The organism is Citrobacter sp. CK180, assembly GCF_030333655.1.
GTDB lineage: Bacteria > Pseudomonadota > Gammaproteobacteria > Enterobacterales > Enterobacteriaceae > Citrobacter_B > Citrobacter_B koseri.
In genome coordinates, this window is sequence record NZ_JAOWFM010000002.1 from 51857 (window position 1) to 68737 (window position 16881).

17 protein-coding genes are annotated in these 16881 nt (G+C 53.5%); 7 read left to right on the forward strand and 10 right to left on the reverse strand.

The window, feature by feature from the left end; translation table 11 throughout:
• Positions 1–112: 112 nt before the first annotated feature.
• Positions 113–1018, forward strand: coding sequence for a carbamate kinase (locus tag OGV50_RS00265; RefSeq protein WP_286488210.1), 906 nt, complete (start codon positions 113–115; stop codon positions 1016–1018).
• 133 nt (positions 1019–1151) lie between these two features.
• Here OGV50_RS00265 and fbaA read toward each other — a convergent pair whose 3' ends face one another.
• The 3 genes from fbaA to epd form a co-directional block, all read right to left on the reverse strand.
• Positions 1152–2231, reverse strand: a complete 1080-nt coding sequence (gene fbaA, locus OGV50_RS00270; protein WP_012135034.1) for a class II fructose-bisphosphate aldolase — start codon at positions 2229–2231, stop codon at positions 1152–1154.
• A 100-nt stretch (positions 2232–2331) separates the two neighbouring features.
• A complete protein-coding gene (gene pgk / locus OGV50_RS00275) occupies positions 2332–3495 on the reverse strand; it encodes a phosphoglycerate kinase (protein ID WP_024130932.1) in 1164 nt (387 codons plus the stop codon).
• 81 nt (positions 3496–3576) lie between these two features.
• A complete protein-coding gene (gene epd, locus OGV50_RS00280) occupies positions 3577–4596 on the reverse strand; it encodes an erythrose-4-phosphate dehydrogenase (RefSeq protein WP_012135037.1) in 1020 nt (339 codons plus the stop codon).
• Positions 4597–4970: 374 nt separating this feature from the next.
• Between epd and OGV50_RS00285 the strand changes: the two genes are divergently transcribed.
• Genes OGV50_RS00285 through OGV50_RS00305 form a run of 5 tightly spaced genes read left to right on the forward strand, consistent with a single transcriptional unit; the run spans position 4971 to position 8073 of the window.
• Entirely contained in the window at positions 4971–5396 is a 426-nt protein-coding gene (locus OGV50_RS00285; protein WP_012135038.1) for a PPC domain-containing DNA-binding protein, read from the forward strand.
• 25 nt (positions 5397–5421) lie between these two features.
• The gene (locus tag OGV50_RS00290) at positions 5422–6000 is read left to right on the forward strand and encodes an ECF transporter S component (RefSeq protein ID WP_012135039.1); all 579 of its coding nucleotides are present in this window, start codon (positions 5422–5424) and stop codon (positions 5998–6000) included.
• Positions 6000–6707 carry an energy-coupling factor transporter transmembrane component T gene (locus OGV50_RS00295; protein ID WP_012135040.1) on the forward strand — a complete coding sequence of 236 codons (708 nt, stop codon included), beginning with the start codon at positions 6000–6002 and terminating at the stop codon, positions 6705–6707. The genes OGV50_RS00290 and OGV50_RS00295 overlap by 1 nt, the downstream gene beginning before the upstream one ends.
• Entirely contained in the window at positions 6695–7372 is a 678-nt protein-coding gene (locus OGV50_RS00300; RefSeq protein WP_286488211.1) for an energy-coupling factor ABC transporter ATP-binding protein, read from the forward strand. The genes OGV50_RS00295 and OGV50_RS00300 overlap by 13 nt, the downstream gene beginning before the upstream one ends.
• Complete coding sequence (locus OGV50_RS00305; RefSeq protein WP_275376035.1) at positions 7366–8073, forward strand: energy-coupling factor ABC transporter ATP-binding protein; 708 nt, start codon at positions 7366–7368, stop codon at positions 8071–8073. The genes OGV50_RS00300 and OGV50_RS00305 overlap by 7 nt, the downstream gene beginning before the upstream one ends.
• On the opposite strand, the gene OGV50_RS00310 is transcribed toward OGV50_RS00305, so the two are convergent.
• The 7 genes from OGV50_RS00310 to tkt all read right to left on the reverse strand — a co-directional run bounded on the left by OGV50_RS00310 (position 8006) and on the right by tkt (position 15686).
• On the reverse strand, positions 8006–8740 hold the full coding sequence (locus tag OGV50_RS00310; protein WP_047461376.1) for a nucleoside/nucleotide kinase family protein: 735 nt from the start codon (positions 8738–8740) through the stop codon (positions 8006–8008). The genes OGV50_RS00305 and OGV50_RS00310 overlap by 68 nt on opposite strands.
• Complete coding sequence (locus tag OGV50_RS00315) at positions 8737–9246, reverse strand: MltR family transcriptional regulator (protein ID WP_047461374.1); 510 nt, start codon at positions 9244–9246, stop codon at positions 8737–8739. The genes OGV50_RS00310 and OGV50_RS00315 overlap by 4 nt, the downstream gene beginning before the upstream one ends.
• A 15-nt stretch (positions 9247–9261) precedes the next feature.
• Positions 9262–10233 carry a class II fructose-bisphosphatase gene (gene glpX / locus OGV50_RS00320; RefSeq protein WP_286488212.1) on the reverse strand — a complete coding sequence of 324 codons (972 nt, stop codon included), beginning with the start codon at positions 10231–10233 and terminating at the stop codon, positions 9262–9264.
• Positions 10230–11507, reverse strand: coding sequence for a zinc-binding dehydrogenase (locus OGV50_RS00325; protein WP_012135046.1), 1278 nt, complete (start codon positions 11505–11507; stop codon positions 10230–10232). The genes glpX and OGV50_RS00325 overlap by 4 nt, the downstream gene beginning before the upstream one ends.
• Before the next feature lie 24 nt (positions 11508–11531).
• Positions 11532–12914 carry a PTS mannitol transporter subunit IIBC gene (locus OGV50_RS00330; protein ID WP_286488213.1) on the reverse strand — a complete coding sequence of 461 codons (1383 nt, stop codon included), beginning with the start codon at positions 12912–12914 and terminating at the stop codon, positions 11532–11534.
• Between the two features lie 27 nt (positions 12915–12941).
• The gene (cmtB, locus tag OGV50_RS00335) at positions 12942–13382 is read right to left on the reverse strand and encodes a PTS mannitol transporter subunit IIA (RefSeq protein ID WP_047461368.1); all 441 of its coding nucleotides are present in this window, start codon (positions 13380–13382) and stop codon (positions 12942–12944) included.
• Between the two features lie 312 nt (positions 13383–13694).
• Positions 13695–15686 (reverse strand): transketolase, encoded by a 1992-nt coding sequence (tkt, locus tag OGV50_RS00340; RefSeq protein ID WP_286488214.1) that lies wholly within the window; start codon positions 15684–15686, stop codon positions 13695–13697.
• 277 nt (positions 15687–15963) lie between these two features.
• Here tkt and loiP point away from each other — a divergent pair, with 277 nt between their 5' ends.
• The gene (gene loiP, locus OGV50_RS00345; protein WP_049010274.1) at positions 15964–16722 is read left to right on the forward strand and encodes a metalloprotease LoiP; all 759 of its coding nucleotides are present in this window, start codon (positions 15964–15966) and stop codon (positions 16720–16722) included.
• Positions 16723–16881: the final 159 nt, after the last annotated feature.

Consider the following 16881-nt stretch of genomic DNA (forward strand, 5'->3'; position numbering starts at 1 on the left):
GCTAAGGATTAGCGAGATATTTTTGTGGGTAAATGAGCTGTCGGTTACATCACATTATGAAAATAACAAGACGATATTTTTACCGCGAGATATTTCGCACAATGAGGTCATCATGAAAAAGAAAATCGTCATTGCCCTTGGCGGCAATGCGTTATTACAGCGCGGAGAAATTCTTAGCGCGGAAAATCAGCAGCGTAGCATTCAGATATTCGCCAGAATGGCATCCGTACTGGCCCGGGATTATCAACTGGTGATTGTTCACGGCAACGGCCCGCAGGTGGGTCTGCTGGCGTTACAGAATGCGGCCTGTACAGACTCCCCCGCCTGGCCGCTGGATATTCTGGTCGCCGAAAGCCAGGGAATGATCGGTTTTGCTATCGCTCAGGAACTGGCGTCATGTACCGGCGGCGCGCCCGTCACAACGCTGATGACCCGCGTGGCGGTCGATCCGCGGGATGACGCCTTTGCAACGCCCGGCAAGTATATCGGCCCGGTATATCAACCGGCGCAGCAGGCGGAGCTGGAAGCGCGCTACGGCTGGCAGATGAAAGCCGATGGCAACTATATTCGTCGGGTTGTTCCCTCTCCAACGCCATTAAAAATTCTCGACAGTGACGCAATACAAACGTTGATAGATGCCGGACATACGGTAATTTGCTGCGGTGGCGGCGGCATTCCGGTTATCGCACAAGACGAGGGATACCAGGGAGTCGAAGCGGTCATTGATAAAGATTTAACGGCCTCGGTGCTGGCGCAGTCTCTCCACGCCGATCATCTGTTGATCCTGACGGATGCGGACGCTGTGTATGAGAACTGGGGAACGCCACAGGCGCGCGCGCTGCGCCATGCAACGGAGGAAGAACTGGCGCCGTTCGCCGCCCCCGATGGTGCGATGGGCCCCAAAGCCGCAGCGGTGATGCAGTTTGTTAAACAGACCGGGAACACTGCGTTTATCGGCGCGCTAAAAGATGCGCCACAGATTCTGGCGGGGGAAAAAGGCACCTGTGTGACGCGGTAAACCTCTTTTTGCCGGATGGCGACGCGAAAGCGTCTTATCCGGCCTACGGGAAGCACGGTTGCCAATCGTAGTCGCCATCCGGCAAAAAAAATGGCTTCCCGAAGGAAGCCATTTTTACAATCAGCAGGCTGAATTACAGAACGTCAATCGCGTTCAGTTCTTTGAAAGCCTGTTCCAGACGCGCGATCATGGAAGTCTGGCCAGCACGCAGCCATACGCGCGGATCGTAGTATTTCTTGTTCGGCTGATCTTCGCCTTTCGGGTTGCCCAGCTGACCCTGAAGATACGCTTCGTTATCTTTGTAATACTTCAGAACACCTTCCCAGGTCGCCCATTGGGTATCGGTATCGATGTTCATTTTGATTACGCCGTAGCTTACGGAGTCTTTGATTTCCTGAGCAGTAGAACCGGAACCACCGTGGAATACGAAGTTCAGGCTGTTGTGCGGCAGGTTGTGTTTCTTAGAAACATATTCCTGAGAGTCGCGCAGGATGGTCGGGGTCAGAACCACGTTACCCGGTTTGTAAACACCGTGTACGTTACCGAAGGAAGCCGCGATGGTGAAACGCGGGCTGATTTTGCTCAGCTCAGTGTACGCGTAATCAACGTCTTCCGGCTGGGTGTACAGTGCAGAAGCGTCCATGTGGCTGTTGTCCACGCCGTCTTCTTCACCACCGGTGCAACCCAGTTCGATTTCCAGAGTCATGCCCATTTTGGCCATGCGCGCCAGGTATTTGGAGCAGATTTCGATGTTCTCTTCCAGAGACTCTTCAGACAGGTCGATCATGTGAGAAGAGAACAGCGGCTTACCGGTCGCAGCGAAATGTTTTTCACCCGCGTCCAGCAGACCGTCGATCCACGGCAGCAGTTTCTTCGCGCAGTGGTCGGTGTGCAGAATTACCGGAACACCGTAGTGTTCAGCCATCTGGTGAACGTGATGCGCGCCAGAGATAGCGCCCAGGATTGCCGAGCCCTGAGGAACGTCGGTTTTCACGCCTTTACCCGCGATAAAGGAAGCGCCACCGTTGGAGAACTGGACGATGACCGGCGCTTTAACTTTCGCAGCGGTTTCCAGAACGGCGTTGATGGAATCGGTGCCCACGCAGTTAACTGCTGGCAGAGCAAAGTTGTTTTCTTTTGCTACCTGGAACACTTTCTGTACGTCATCACCAGTAATTACGCCTGGTTTTACGAAATCAAAAATTTTAGACATGTTTCGTTGTCCTGTATCGTCGGGCCTTAGAAAAAACACGAGCCGCCCTGAATGTCAGCACGGCAATAAATCAACGGGCAGGAATCCCTGCCCGTAACGATTACTTCTTAGCGCGCTCTTCGAGCATTGCTACTGCTGGCAGCACTTTGCCTTCCACGAATTCGAGGAATGCGCCACCGCCAGTGGAGATGTAGGAGATTTTGTCAGCAATGCCGAACAGGTCGATTGCCGCCAGAGTGTCGCCGCCGCCTGCGATAGAGAACGCTTCGCTGTCTGCGATCGCGTTGGCAACAATTTCGGTGCCTTTACGGAAGTTCGGGAATTCGAACACGCCAACCGGGCCGTTCCACAGAATAGTTTTCGCATTCTTCAGGATGTCAGCCAGTTTCTCAGCGGAGGTATCGCCCAGGTCCAGAATCTGCTCGTCGTCTTTGATATCGTTAACAGATTTCAGGGTCGCGGTAGCGGTTTCGGAGAACTCGGTTGCTACGCGTACGTCAGTTGGAACCGGGATATCACAGGTGGTCAGCAGACGTTTCGCTTCGTCAACCAGGTCAGCTTCGTACAGGGATTTGCCCACATTGTGGCCCTGAGCGGCAACGAAGGTGTTTGCGATGCCGCCGCCAACGATCAGCTGGTCAGCGATTTTGGACAGGGAGTCCAGAACGGTCAGTTTGGTAGACACTTTAGAACCGCCAACGATAGCCACCATCGGGCGAGCCGGTTCTTTCAGCGCTTTACCCAGCGCATCCAGTTCTGCCGCCAGCAGCGGACCTGCGCAAGCGACGTCGGCAAATTTACCGATACCGTGGGTAGAAGCCTGAGCGCGGTGCGCGGTACCGAAAGCGTCCATCACGAATACGTCGCACAGCGCAGCGTATTTCTTAGACAGGGCTTCGTCGTCTTTCTTCTCGCCTTTGTTAAAGCGAACGTTTTCCAGAACCACCAGTTCACCGGCAGCCACTTCAACGCCGTCCAGGTAATCTTTTACCAGGCGAACCGGATTGGACAGTTTGTCTTTCAGGTAGTTAACAACCGGCAGCAGAGAGAATTCTTCGTTGTACTCGCCTTCGGTAGGACGACCCAGGTGGGAAGTAACCATCACTTTCGCACCCTGTTTCAGGGCCAGTTCGATGGTCGGCAGAGAAGCGCGAATACGCGCGTCGCTGGTTACTTTCCCTTCTTTAACTGGAACGTTCAGATCCGCACGGATAAAAACACGTTTACCAGCAAGATCCAGATCGGTCATCTTAATTACAGACATGGTGAATCCTCTCATTGATTCATAAAGTTTTGCAGACGTCATGCGCTTCATCCTTTTGAATGATTTTGCGCATGGAATGTCCTACTTGAAACCAACTGCGGCCATCGCTAACGTCGTGTCGAGCATTCGGTTAGCAAAGCCCCATTCATTATCGCACCAGACCAATGTCTTGATCAGGTGGGCGCCACTGACCCGTGTCTGGGTGCCATCAACGATGGCGCTATGCGGGTCGTGGTTGAAATCTATCGAGACCAACGGCAATTCCGTATAGTCAACTATACCATGAAATGCCCCATGTGCTGCTTTTTGCAGCAACTGGTTGACTTCATTGGCTTTTACCGGCTTTTTCACCGTCACGCTTAAGTCGATCGCCGTCACATTTATGGTCGGTACGCGTACCGCAATCGCCTCAAAACGGTCGTTGAACTGCGGGAAAATTCGCGTAATGCCCGCCGCCAGTTTGGTATCAACCGGAATAATCGACTGGCTGGCGGCGCGGGTGCGTCGCAGATCGGAATGGTACGCGTCGATCACCTGCTGATCGTGCATGGCGGAGTGGATCGTCGTGACGGTTCCCGACTCAATGCCGTATGCATCATCTAACAATTTAATGACGGGGATGATGCAATTCGTGGTACAGGACGCATTCGATACGATGCGGTGTTCCGCACGCAATTGCTCCTGGTTCACGCCAAACACGACGGTGGCGTCAAGATCGTGGCTGCCGGGATGTGAAAAGAGCACTTTTTTCGCGCCAGCGGCAAGATGCGCCTCGCCGTGTTCACGATTACCGTACACGCCCGTGCAATCCAGCACGACATCAATACTCAGTTCGCGCCAGGGCAGCGCATCCAGCGTTCGCTCGTGCAAAATGCGAATCGTGTCGTCGCCGACGATGAGCTGCTCGCGCTCCTGGCGAACATCCCATGCAAAACGTCCATGGCTGGTGTCATATTTCAACAAATGCGCCATGCCCGCGGCATCCGCAAGTTCGTTGATTGCCACCACGCTGATTTCCGCCCGGCGTCCTGATTCATACAAAGCACGAACCACGTTACGCCCGATGCGACCAAAGCCATTAATCGCTACGCGTACGGTCATAGGTCTCCTGCAAGGCTATCCCGATTCAGATGAGGCTGACAGAGTAATCCAGCAAATCGTCGAGGAAAACCTTACCTGTCGCAAACTGCGACTGATTGATTATTTGTCGAACATTTAATCGACTGAAACGCTTCAGCTAGAATAAGCGAAACGAGGAATAAAAGGAATGATTGTCCAGTCAAAGAAGCCAGTTATCTGACCTGCATCACACTTTCGCCCCCTTCAGCGCCCGATTTATTCCATATTCCAGAATGGCGAATAAGCGTAGCAATATCTTTTCGTTGCCGCATCACAAATCCTGATTTATATCAGGAAGTACGTGAGCCAGCGTCTATATTATCAGCGCTACGTCCGAGTCTCGGAGTCCCCAAACCATGACAATGCCGCCAGTTCCCTCATCTGCCGCACGCTTTTATGCGCTGCGCCTGCTTCCCGGCCAGGAAGTTTTTTCACAACTACACGCGTTCGTCCAACAGCACCAACTGCGCGCCGCGTGGATAGCCGGGTGTACCGGCAGCCTGACTGACGTCGCGCTGCGATTCGCCGGGCAAGAGGAAACCACCCTGCTCACCGGAACGTATGAGGTCATCTCCCTGAACGGCACGCTGGAACTCACTGGCGAACACCTTCATCTCTCTGTTTCCGACCCAAAAGGCGCAATGCTGGGCGGCCATATGATGGCAGGCTGTACCGTTCGCACCACGCTTGAGCTAGTCATCGGAGAGCTTAACGCGCTGGCGTTTAGCCGCCAGCCCTGCGCTGTTTCCGGTTATGAAGAACTGGTTATCTCACCCCGTTAACGTTTCACTCAGTAAGAGGTTTTCTATGGCGCGTCGCCAGTTTTCCAGCCAGTCCCTGGCTTTGATCGTGATTGCTATCGCCATCAATATGATCGGCGGACAGCTCATCAGCATGTTGAAGTTACCGGTTTTCCTCGACTCCATCGGGACGTTGATCAGCGCCGTCCTGCTCGGCCCGATTGTCGGCATGTTAACCGGGTTGCTCACCAACGTACTCTGGGGATTATTAACCGATCCCATCGCCGCCGCCTTTGCGCCGGTCGCGATGGTGATTGGTCTGGTCGCCGGTTGGCTGGCGCGTGCCGGATGGTTTCGCACCCTGCCAAAAGTGGTGGCCAGCGGCGTGGTGATTACGCTGGCGGTCACAGTTGTCGCCGTGCCGCTGCGAACCACGCTGTTTGGCGGTGTGACCGGAAGCGGCGCCGACCTGTTTGTCGCCTGGATGCACTCTGTCGGTCAGAACCTGGTGGAGTCCGTTGCGATTACCGTCCTGGGGGCGAATCTGGTCGATAAAATCCTGACCGCGATTATCGTCTGGGTGCTGTTGCGCCAGTTGCCATTACGCACCACGCGCCATTTCCCAACGATGTCGCCCGTGCGCTAATGCACCCTTTTACCTCGTTAACGCTCTGGGCGCTGGCCGCCTGCACCACGCTGCTGCTTCCTGCCGGCATGGCGCTCACGCTGTACAGCGCGGCGACGTTTCTCTGTTTACTGGGGATAAGCGCCACGCGCCCGCGGGCGAAATATGTCGCGTGGCTGATGTTTTCTCTGGGGTTCGGCCTATGGCTGGTACACGGAGGCTGGCTGACCGAGTGGATCAGCGGCCAGCCGCGCGATCCGCAACGCTGGCAACACGCCGTCACGCTCTGGCTACGGATTCTGGCGATAGTCTCCACCTCACAGTTGTGGATGCAGTACGTGCCGGTTCGCCAGTTTATTCGCGCCCTGTTCGCCTCACGCCTGCCGCCGGGCATCGCCTACCTGTTTGCCGGCCCACTACTGGTTGTCGAACAGCTAAAACGCCAGCTGTCGATCATTCATGAAGCCCAGCGCGCCCGCGGCGTGCCGCTGGACGAACGTTGGTATCAGCGACTTCGCGCCATGCCTGCGCTTATCGTTCCGTTAACGCACAATGCGCTCAACGATCTGGCGGTTCGCGGCGCGGCATTGGATATGCGGGCGTTTCGTTTACATCGCCGTCGCACCACATTGTGGGCGCCGGAGGACAGCGCCCGGCAACGGGTCGCACGCTACAGCATGATACTGGCGATGCTGGTCGAAACCGGAGTGTGGATATGGTTACGCTAGAGCAGTTCCGTTATCACCCGACACATGCGACGCGCGCCCCGCTGTGCTTCGATTTTCATTACGACACGCCCGGTATCGTGGCGATTTTTGGCAATAACGGCAGCGGAAAAAGTACGCTGGCGCAGTTAATGGCGGGCTGGTTTCCCGATTTTCTTCCCGGCGCGATCGACGGCAAAGGCGAACTGTTATGCACGCCCATAGGGCAGCGCTCCCTGGCGGAACACGCGCAAACCATCCAGCTTGTCCAGCAGTCGCCCTGGCTGCAACTTTCCGGCTGTACCTTCAGCGTAGAGGAAGAGATCGCGTTCGGCCCGGAAAACCTTGCGCTCAGAGAAGCGGAGATCCTGCGTCGCGTTGATGCCGCGCTCTCGCTGACGGAATGCCAGCCATTGCGTCATCGCCACCCGGGTACGCTCTCCGGCGGGGAAACTCAGCGCGTGGTGATTGCCAGTGCACTCGCTATGCAGCCGAAACTGTTGATTCTTGATGAAGCGTTCAGCCGTTTAACAGCTCAGGCCACGGCGCTGCTGCTGACGCGTTTACAGGACTGGGCGCATACGCAACAGGCGTTAATCATTCTTTTTGAGCGTGACCCCGCCCCCTTTCTCGCCTATTGCGATCGCACATGGCAGTTGCACAACGAAGGATTATCTTTACGATGCTGACGCTAGAACAGGTGACTTTTCGCTGGCCGGGCGTCGCTACTCCCTGCCTTCACGATATCTCACTGGCGCTGAACGCAGGGGAATGGCTGGCGCTGACCGGTGATAACGGCGCGGGGAAATCGACGCTTCTGCGCATCATGGCTGGCTTACTCACTCCGTCATCCGGCGACGTGCTGCTTCAGGGAACGCCGATTGCGCAACGCAAAAACCGCGAACGCGCGCAGATTCTCGGCGTGCTGTTTCAGGAAGCGGAAAACCAGCTTTTTCACAGTAATGTCGCCGAAGAGGTCGCTTTTGGCTTGCGGCTACAAAAGTTGCCGCCGACCGAAATTGCGCAACGCACCGCTACGGCGCTGAAATTATGCGCTCTGGAAGAGGTCGCGGATATGCATCCGTTAGATCTTCATACGGCGCAACGCCGTATGGTCGCCGTTGCCAGTCTTGACGTCATGAGACCAGCAATTCTGATGCTTGATGAACCCAGCCGGGATTTTGACGCCCACTGGCTGGCAATCTTTGAAAACTGGCTCGCGGTTTGCCGACAACGGGGAACCAGCGTGGTGGCGATCAGTCATGACGCCGCCTTTACGCAGCGCCATTTTTCCAGGGTGGTTCGTCTGCATAACGGGGCCATTACTGAGGCTCGTCAGGCAACGCCTGCGCAAGACGATACTCACCCTTTGCCGTCATCTCTAACGTAAGACTCGCAGGTAAGCTGTTTTCCAGCACCCGACAAACGTTAGGCCCGTCGGTACGGTCAAAAAATATCTGCGCCTGCTCTTCGCTCAGTCCTCCTGCCTGTTTACGTGCGATTAAACGTCCGCGCAGCACATCGGCAGGCGCGCGGATAAACAGTGAATAATCGCAATACTGCCGTAGCTCGCGCCAGGACGGCGCGTTATACAACAGCCAGTTTCCTTCAATAATAACGACAGGCGCCGTCACCTGAATGGCATTTTCGACAGGGTCATGCAGCTGGCGATCATATTGAGGCCAGGTTGCATTCTGTTCATGGAGCTGACGTAAATTACTCGCCAGTTTTTCAACGTTAAAGGTTTCAGGCGCACCTTTAGCGGCGCGCAGTTCATGCTCATCCAGCCAGCGATTATAATGATGGAAGCCATCCATCGGCAGCGTCTGGATCGTCGGTAATTCTGGATCGTTACGCGACAGATATTCCCAGAAGGTGGTGAGCGTTGACTTTCCTGTTCCTGGCGGGGCGCTCAGAAAAATAACGGTGCGGCGCTCAGGTGTTTTCGCGTTTAATGTTGCCAGATGCCGTAACAGCGGTTTATGGACATTTTCTACTTCATCGTCATCATACCAGGCGTCGGTCATCAGCCCATTAATCTGGAGCGATATTTTCACGGTGTTAATTCCCTTAATATCGTCGTTACCGCTAAAGCCAGCCCGGTTTTGATCATGGTGACAAAACGTATTTCTGAATAGATGGCGAAATCTGCAAACTTCATTGATTTCAACGAATTGTAGAGTGTGGCATTCGTCGTTATGCTATTGACATTACTCATAAAATCCCAGGTGATATCATCAGAAAAACGGGGGATTTCACGCTGTTCACGTAAATACTGATAAAACTGAGAGAAGTGAATCACATCGGCATACAGCCATTTATCCATTTTTCCCAACGCATAAATCAAACGTATTGCCACATCAATGTCATCAAGCGGGCCGCTTTGAGCCAGTAACGGCTTCACTGCATATTCGACGATTTCTTCATCGTTATTGACGAATAATGACGGCAGAAAATTTTTGATGGCCTGCAACAGGATGTCATTTGCGGTTGCCATAAACGAAAGTAAATTATCCTGAGCGTCCAGTTGCTCAAGTACATCATCTTCTGTCAACGTCGTCATGCGTTTCTCGATAAATCACCAGCAATGCAGAGAGTCTATTATATTACACGTTCGATCGATGCCGCCGATCAGTAATGTTTGCGTACTGACGCCATTTTCCGTTTTCTGCACGCCATGTAACAGATCGCCTCCCGTTACGCCCGTTGCTGAAAACAGAATATCCTGGCTTCCCACAAGTTCATCCAGCGTATAAACCCGGTTCACCGCGACACCCATTTGCTTACAGCGGCGTAACTCATCGTTCGCGATCAATCGGTGTTCCGCCGTTTCACCTTTCGCCTGACAAAAGTCAATCAACTCAGCCTGCATATCACCATCAAGCGCCTTCACGGCACAGGCTGATATCACCCCTTCCGGCGCGCCGCCAATAGCGTACATCACATCGAACGGATGATGCTGCTGGCAGGTTAATACACTGGCGGCGACATCGCCGTCCGGCAAAGCAAACACCTTAACGCCAAGCCGCGCGGCCTGCTGAATAACCGCCTGATGGCGCGGTTTATCCAGCGTCGCCATACACAACGACGTGAGCGGCTTATTCAGCGCAGCGGCAATATTACGCAGGTTCTCTTCCAGTGATAACGCGAGGTTAATCGCCCCTTTCGCCTGACGGTTAACCACCAGTTTGCGCATATACATGTCAGGCGCATGCAGCAGGCTCCCCTGCGGCGCCAGCGCCATCACGGACAACGCATTATTCTGCCCCATCGCCACCATGCGCGTTCCCTCAATCGGGTCGACGGCGATATCCACGCTCGGCCCTGTCCCGGTTCCGACCTCTTCACCGATATACAACATCGGTGCATGGTCGATTTCGCCTTCGCCGATAACAATTTTGCCCCGCATGGCGACTTCATTTAATGACTGACGCATGGCTGTCACCGCCAGTCCATCGATTTTGTTTTTATCGCCGCATCCGGTTTGCGGCCAGGCAGCAAGCGCTGCCTGTTCCGTAATCCGAAAAAGCGGCCACGCCAGAGACATCATGCCGCCGCCTCCCCAATATCTACACCAAACTGCGCCAGCAAATATCTCTCCGCGTTTTCATTCCAGATGCCGTGCGTCTCTTCAACCAGACGCGCCAGCGCTTTGAATAACGGGTCGGTTTTTCCTTTTTCGGCAAAATCGGCGATAGCGGTCAGCGGCATGGTCACGCCGTTATAAATGAGTTTTTTCCCGCCCGGAATATTGGGCAGGTTAAGCACCGTTTCCGGGACGGCATCCAGCCCGCCAATGTGCGTTACCATAAATGAAGGCTGTAGTTGCCCTGTGGCGCTCAACGCAATGGCCTCTTTCATGTCATCGGTCGAACCGCCGGATGTTCCCACAACATGGGTACTGTTGTAATGCACGTTGTAGAAGTTAAACGGAACCTTAAAATCTTTATCCGTTGGGCCCGCGAAAAAGTTCAGACAACCGTCTTCAGCCAGCAGTGTATCGGCCATTTCCACCACCGCCGGGACGGCGGCGTAAACGAAAACGTCATCGAAACCCGCATCTTCCGTTAGCGCACGCAGTTTTGCCGTCGGGTTTTCCATGCCGCAGGTATTCACATAAACAAGCTCAATCCCCTTCGCCGCCGCCAGCTCGACCGGCAGCAGTTTTTTCGCTTGTGACAGACGGGCTTCATCAATATCGACCACCACCACTCGCGAAGGCTGGATACCACCGTTGATGGCATAATCAATGGCGCCGATCCCCATCGGCCCGGCACACGCCAGAAGCGCAATATTACCGCCAGGTTTCACCCCCATACGGTGCTCATAAACATAAGGCGTCGTGTGGTAGTTCGCATTGTATGCGCCGATAATACAGCACATGGGTTCTGCCAGTGACGCCGCCGCGAAATAAGAGCCGTGATACGGTAAAACACAGCCGAGGTTAATTGCCAGCTCAGGAATAATCATATACGTCGCATTGCCGCCAAAATATTCATAGCTATATCCCGCTGAATATCCGCTGGGCAACCCCATCGCCGGTTGCAACACAAAACGTTGTCCCTTTTTATATTTATCGGTCAGGTTTTTCCCCACTTCAACAATAATACCTGCACACTCATGACCAGTAATAACCGGGTGATTCTCTAAATCATCAGGCACACGTTTATGCTCGCTACCTAACGTGGCGGCTTTCCATGTCGATAAACACACGCTGTCTGATATTACACTCACTAACAGTTCATTATCTGTAATTTCAGGCAATTCAAACTCGCGGATGCGAACATCCTGCTTACCATAAATAGCAGCGACTTTGGTCTTCATAGTTACTCCGAAAAATTGATGATGCTAATCCGCGATGAGTTTTTTAAATAATTCATCCAGCAGTGGGTCACCGATGTAATTTTTAATTAACACCGTGGGCTTATTACTCACACGCTTAACGCGGCCCTCAAGGCTGGCATGCGTCACGATAATATCGGCGTCATCAGGAACATTTTCGATAGCATGATGAGCCACCGCAATCACCAGACCGGCTTTCTCCAGACGCTTACGGAATGTCGTTGCCCCCATCGCGCTGGAACCCATTCCGGCATCGCAGACAAAAACGATACGTTTAATATTCTTATAAGAAAATGCGCCTTCCTGTTTCATTGCTTTCACGGCTTTCGCAGACTCTGCGAAATGGTCTTCTTCATTCTCCGTTTCAACGCTCTTTTCCATTTTCAGGATGATCGAAGTCACGATGAAGGTCACCAGCGTTCCCGCCGTTACACCCGCGATCGTAGCCAGGAAAGATCCTTTCGGCGTCAGCGCAAGGTACGCGAAAATCGAACCCGGACTTGGGCCTGCAACCAGTCCACCGCCTAACAGATTAAACACCCAGGTTCCCGTCATCCCGCCAGCGATCATCGCAATCAGCGTTAACGGTTTCATCAGTACATACGGGAAGTACAGCTCGTGAATCCCCCCCAGGAAGTGGATGATCATCGCTCCCGGCGCGGATTTTTTGCTCATACCACGGCCAAAGAAGGTAAAGCCCAGCAGCAGCCCTAATCCCGGGCCAGGGTTAGAGGCCACCATGAAGAAAATCGATTTCCCCGTTTCCGACGCCTGTTGCATCCCTAACGGGTAATAGACGCCCTGATCAATCGCATTATTCAGAAAGAGAATTTTCGCGGGTTCGTTAATAAGCGACAGCAGCGGCAGATAACCGGCATGCACCAGCGATTCAATACACTCTTTCACAAAATTATTCGCGATGAGCACTGCCGGGCCAATCACCTCAAACCCCAGCAGGCACAGGAGCATCCCGGCAATACCCAGAGAGAAGTTATTAATCACCATCTCAAAGCCAGCGGGAATACGCTTGTCCAGCAGTCGGTCGATATGTTTAATCACCAGTCCACCAAGTGGCCCCATGATCATTGAGCCGAGGAACATAGGAATATCCGCGCCGATAATGACGCCAATCGTACCAATTCCCCCCATCACCGCGCCTCGTTTCCCGCCCACCAGATGGCCGCCAGTAGAACCGATCATTACTGGCAGCAAATAGGTGATCATAGGGCCAACTATTTTGGCGAAATGTTCATTCGGTAGCCAACCGGTTGGAATAAATAAGGCAGTAATAAACCCCCAGGCAATAAATGCGCCGATATTGGGAATGACCATTGCAGTCAAAAAGCCCCCAAAAGCCTGGACCTTTGCACGAGCAGACTTGTGTTCCATAATAATATCCTGTAGAGGAGAAATTAATTATGCGCGAGCAATAATATCCGCTAGCTGTTTTTCAGATGTCGCTGTTAACAACTCAGTAAGAATTTCATCTTCACATAATAATTCACTTAACGCCTGAATAGCGCCAATGTGAGAGTCCGCATCTGCGGCGGATAAACCGATTAATAGTTTGATCGGATCATCTTCTGTAAACTTCACTTCTTGCCGGAGGAGTGTTAACGACATCCCCGTTTTTAAAGCACCACATTCAGGACGCGCATGCGGCATTGCGACGCCTGGCGCCAGAATATAATAAGGTCCATTGGTTAATGTGGACTCTTTAATGGCCTGAATATACCGTGAGTTAACATAGTCATGAGAAAGCAGAGAGGACATGGAAAAATCAATTGCTTCGCGCCAGTCAGTCGCTGAATTTTTTATTGCTATTGACGATTCAGGGAAATAATCAATCAGCCGCATAAATTATCCTTATTTATATAGGGTACTGCTTATCGTTAAAAACAAAATACTCGCGCGGCAAAGCGAAATCAATCGAGGGGAAAAATGCGAAGAAGGAGAAAGTGTTTTTTAGAACTCAATAAAAACAGACAGTTAAAAACATAAAAATAAAAAGCAACTGTATTTATGTGCTATTCATCACAATTACATCAAATCACTAAATATCAAATATGTGAATTAGATCATATATAGCCACTTGTCTGAACGAAATTAGTTATAATCTCTTTATAAAAAACGGGCCGCCTGAGCGACCCGTTCGGTGTTGTATCGTGATTACAGCAGTTCTTTTGCTTTCGCGACAACGTTATCAACGGTAAAGCCGAACTCTTCGAACAGCAGCTCAGCAGGCGCAGACTCACCGAAGGTGGTCATGCCGACGATAGCGCCATTCAGGCCCACGTATTTGAACCAGTAGTCAGCGATACCCGCTTCCACGGCCACGCGAGCGGAAACCGCTTTCGGCAGTACGGCTTCACGGTAAGCGGCATCCTGCTTGTCGAACGCGTCGGTAGACGGCATGGAGACCACGCGCGCTTTCACGCCTTCGGCAGACAGTTTGTCCCATGCGGCAACGGCCAGCTCAACTTCAGAACCGGTTGCGATGAAGATCAGTTCCGGCTGACCGGCGCAATCTTTCAGCACATAACCACCGCGCGCGATGTTCGCCAGCTGCTCTTCGGTACGTTCCTGCTGCGCCAGATTCTGACGGGAGAGGATCAGCGCGGTCGGGCCGTCCTGACGCTCAACGCCGTATTTCCACGCCACTGCGGATTCAACCTGGTCACACGGACGCCAGGTGCTCATGTTCGGCGTTACGCGCAGAGAAGCCACCTGCTCTACCGGCTGGTGAGTCGGGCCATCTTCGCCCAGACCGATGGAGTCGTGGGTGTAGACCATCACCTGGCGCTGTTTCATCAGCGCAGCCATACGCACCGCGTTACGGGCATATTCCACGAACATCAGGAAGGTAGAGGTGTACGGCAGGAAACCACCGTGCAGGGAGATGCCGTTAGCGATGGCGGTCATACCGAACTCGCGCACGCCGTAATGGATGTAGTTACCCGCAGCATCTTCGTTGATGGCTTTAGAACCCGACCACAGAGTCAGGTTACTTGGCGCCAGGTCAGCGGAACCGCCGAGGAACTCAGGCAGCAGCGGCCCAAACGCTTCAATCGCATTCTGAGACGCTTTACGGCTGGCGATTTTCGCCGGGTTAGCCTGCAACTTAGCGATAAATTCATTCGCTTTCGCGTCGAAGTCAGACGGCATTTCGCCTTTCATACGACGGGTAAATTCAGCGGCTTCCTGCGGGAAGGCTTTTGCATAGGCGGCGAATTTCTCATTCCAGACCGCTTCTTTTGCCTGACCGGCTTCTTTCGCATCCCACTGCGCATAGATTTCAGACGGGATTTCGAACGGCGCGTATTTCCAGCCCAGCTGTTCGCGGGTCAGTGCGATTTCAGCATCGCCCAGCGGCGCGCCGTGAGAGTCGTGCGTACCCGCTTTGTTCGGGGAACCGAAACCGATGATGGTTTTGCACATCAGCAGGGACGGTTTGTCAGTAACGGCGCGCGCTTCTTCAACCGCGCGTTTAATCGCTTCAGCATCGTGACCGTCGATACCGCGCACAACGTGCCAGCCGTAGGCTTCGAAACGTTTAGCGGTGTCATCAGTGAACCAGCCTTCAACGTGGCCATCGATAGAGATACCGTTGTCATCGTAGAACGCGATCAGTTTGCCCAGCTTCAGCGTTCCTGCCAGAGAGCAGACTTCATGGGAGATACCTTCCATCATGCAGCCATCGCCCATGAAGGCATAGGTGAAGTGATCCACGATATCGTGGCCTGGACGGTTGAACTGCGCCGCCAGTGTTTTTTCCGCAATCGCCATACCGACCGCGTTCGCAATCCCCTGACCCAGCGGGCCGGTGGTGGTTTCAACACCTGCGGTGTAACCCACTTCCGGGTGGCCCGGCGTTTTGGAGTGCAGCTGACGGAAGTTTTTCAGCTCAGACATCGGCAGGTCATAGCCGGTGAGGTGCAGCAGGCTGTAGATCAGCATGGAGCCGTGGCCGTTAGACAGCACGAAGCGGTCACGGTCAGCCCAGGAAGGGTTCTGCGGGTTGTGGTTCAGGAAATCACGCCACAGGACTTCGGCAATGTCAGCCATACCCATAGGGGCACCCGGGTGACCGGATTTGGCTTTCTGTACTGCGTCCATGCTCAGCGCACGAATAGCATTGGCAAGCTCTTTACGTGAGGACATTTTGACTCCAGATCGGATGATGAAGGCCATGCCCTTAACGACTTGACGACAGCGCGTTTTGGGCTACGCCGGAAAAAAGTGCCAACAATGTAACCCAAGCCGCGAGCCATGTACATGGAGCATCCTTTCGCCGCTTCAGAAATCTCCGGATCGTGTTCGCATGTTGCGCAATCTGCTCACCCCCTTGTCGTTCTTTTCTTTATACTTAGCGTGGCGCTGGTTCATCGACACAAGGCGCACTTTTAGAACAATCCTGATTTCGTGCGGAAGAGAAAACATGAAAATTCGCGCTTTACTGCTTGCTATGAGCATGGCGACGGTTCTGACCGGTTGCCAGAATATGGACTCCAATGGACTGCTCGCTTCAGGTGCAGGCGCTTTTCAGGCTTACAGCCTCAGTGATGAGCAAGTAAAAGCGCTCAGCGACCAGGCATGTACGGAAATGGACAGCAAGGCGACGATCGCCCCGGCCAGCAGCGAATACGCGAAGCGACTGAGCAAAATCGCCTCTGCGCTCGGCGACAATATCAACGGCCAGCCGGTGAATTACAAAGTCTATGTGGCGAAAGACGTTAACGCGTTTGCAATGGCGAACGGCTGTATCCGCGTCTATAGCGGCCTGATGGACATCATGACCGATAACGAAGTGGAGGCGGTCATCGGCCACGAAATGGGACACGTTGCGCTCGGCCATGTGAAGAAAGGGATGCAGGTTGCGCTGGGGACTAACGCGGTTCGCGCCGCAGCCGCTTCCGCTGGCGGTATTGTCGGCAGTCTGTCGCAGTCGCAGTTGGGCGATCTTGGCGAGAAACTGGTGAACTCACAGTTCTCCCAGCGCCAGGAGTCCGAAGCGGATGATTACTCCTATGACTTGTTGCGCAAACGCGGCATCAGTCCGGCCGGGCTGGCAACCAGTTTTGAGAAACTGGCGAAGCTGGAAGCGGGACGTCAAAGCTCCATGTTTGACGATCACCCGGCCTCCGCCGAACGTGCCCAGCATATTCGCGACCGAATGGCGGCAGACGGTATTAAATAAAAACGAGAGCAACATGTAGCTCTTGTTAGCTGTTCCGTTCGCCTTATGTTCGTTACCTGTCTGAAACCATAGCATTTGCGAACGTGTTAAGGAGGCTCGTCGCCGCCTCCTTAACAATCCTGGCTCCCGGCGGGAAAATTGTTGCTTCGCAATACCCTC

What these genes read in the sequence shown, in the direction of transcription:
- OGV50_RS00265 (WP_286488210.1), top strand. Translation starts at nt 113, where the DNA reads ATGAAAAAGAAAATCGTCATTGCCCTTGGCGGCAATGCGTTATTACAG.
- fbaA (WP_012135034.1), bottom strand. Translation starts at nt 2,231, where the DNA reads ATGTCTAAAATTTTTGATTTCGTAAAACCAGGCGTAATTACTGGTGAT.
- pgk (WP_024130932.1), bottom strand. Translation starts at nt 3,495, where the DNA reads ATGTCTGTAATTAAGATGACCGATCTGGATCTTGCTGGTAAACGTGTT.
- epd (WP_012135037.1), bottom strand. Translation starts at nt 4,596, where the DNA reads ATGACCGTACGCGTAGCGATTAATGGCTTTGGTCGCATCGGGCGTAAC.
- OGV50_RS00285 (WP_012135038.1), top strand. Translation starts at nt 4,971, where the DNA reads ATGACAATGCCGCCAGTTCCCTCATCTGCCGCACGCTTTTATGCGCTG.
- OGV50_RS00290 (WP_012135039.1), top strand. Translation starts at nt 5,422, where the DNA reads ATGGCGCGTCGCCAGTTTTCCAGCCAGTCCCTGGCTTTGATCGTGATT.
- OGV50_RS00295 (WP_012135040.1), top strand. Translation starts at nt 6,000, where the DNA reads ATGCACCCTTTTACCTCGTTAACGCTCTGGGCGCTGGCCGCCTGCACC.
- OGV50_RS00300 (WP_286488211.1), top strand. Translation starts at nt 6,695, where the DNA reads ATGGTTACGCTAGAGCAGTTCCGTTATCACCCGACACATGCGACGCGC.
- OGV50_RS00305 (WP_275376035.1), top strand. Translation starts at nt 7,366, where the DNA reads ATGCTGACGCTAGAACAGGTGACTTTTCGCTGGCCGGGCGTCGCTACT.
- OGV50_RS00315 (WP_047461374.1), bottom strand. Translation starts at nt 9,246, where the DNA reads ATGACGACGTTGACAGAAGATGATGTACTTGAGCAACTGGACGCTCAG.
- glpX (WP_286488212.1), bottom strand. Translation starts at nt 10,233, where the DNA reads ATGATGTCTCTGGCGTGGCCGCTTTTTCGGATTACGGAACAGGCAGCG.
- OGV50_RS00325 (WP_012135046.1), bottom strand. Translation starts at nt 11,507, where the DNA reads ATGAAGACCAAAGTCGCTGCTATTTATGGTAAGCAGGATGTTCGCATC.
- OGV50_RS00330 (WP_286488213.1), bottom strand. Translation starts at nt 12,914, where the DNA reads ATGGAACACAAGTCTGCTCGTGCAAAGGTCCAGGCTTTTGGGGGCTTT.
- cmtB (WP_047461368.1), bottom strand. Translation starts at nt 13,382, where the DNA reads ATGCGGCTGATTGATTATTTCCCTGAATCGTCAATAGCAATAAAAAAT.
- tkt (WP_286488214.1), bottom strand. Translation starts at nt 15,686, where the DNA reads ATGTCCTCACGTAAAGAGCTTGCCAATGCTATTCGTGCGCTGAGCATG.
- loiP (WP_049010274.1), top strand. Translation starts at nt 15,964, where the DNA reads ATGAAAATTCGCGCTTTACTGCTTGCTATGAGCATGGCGACGGTTCTG.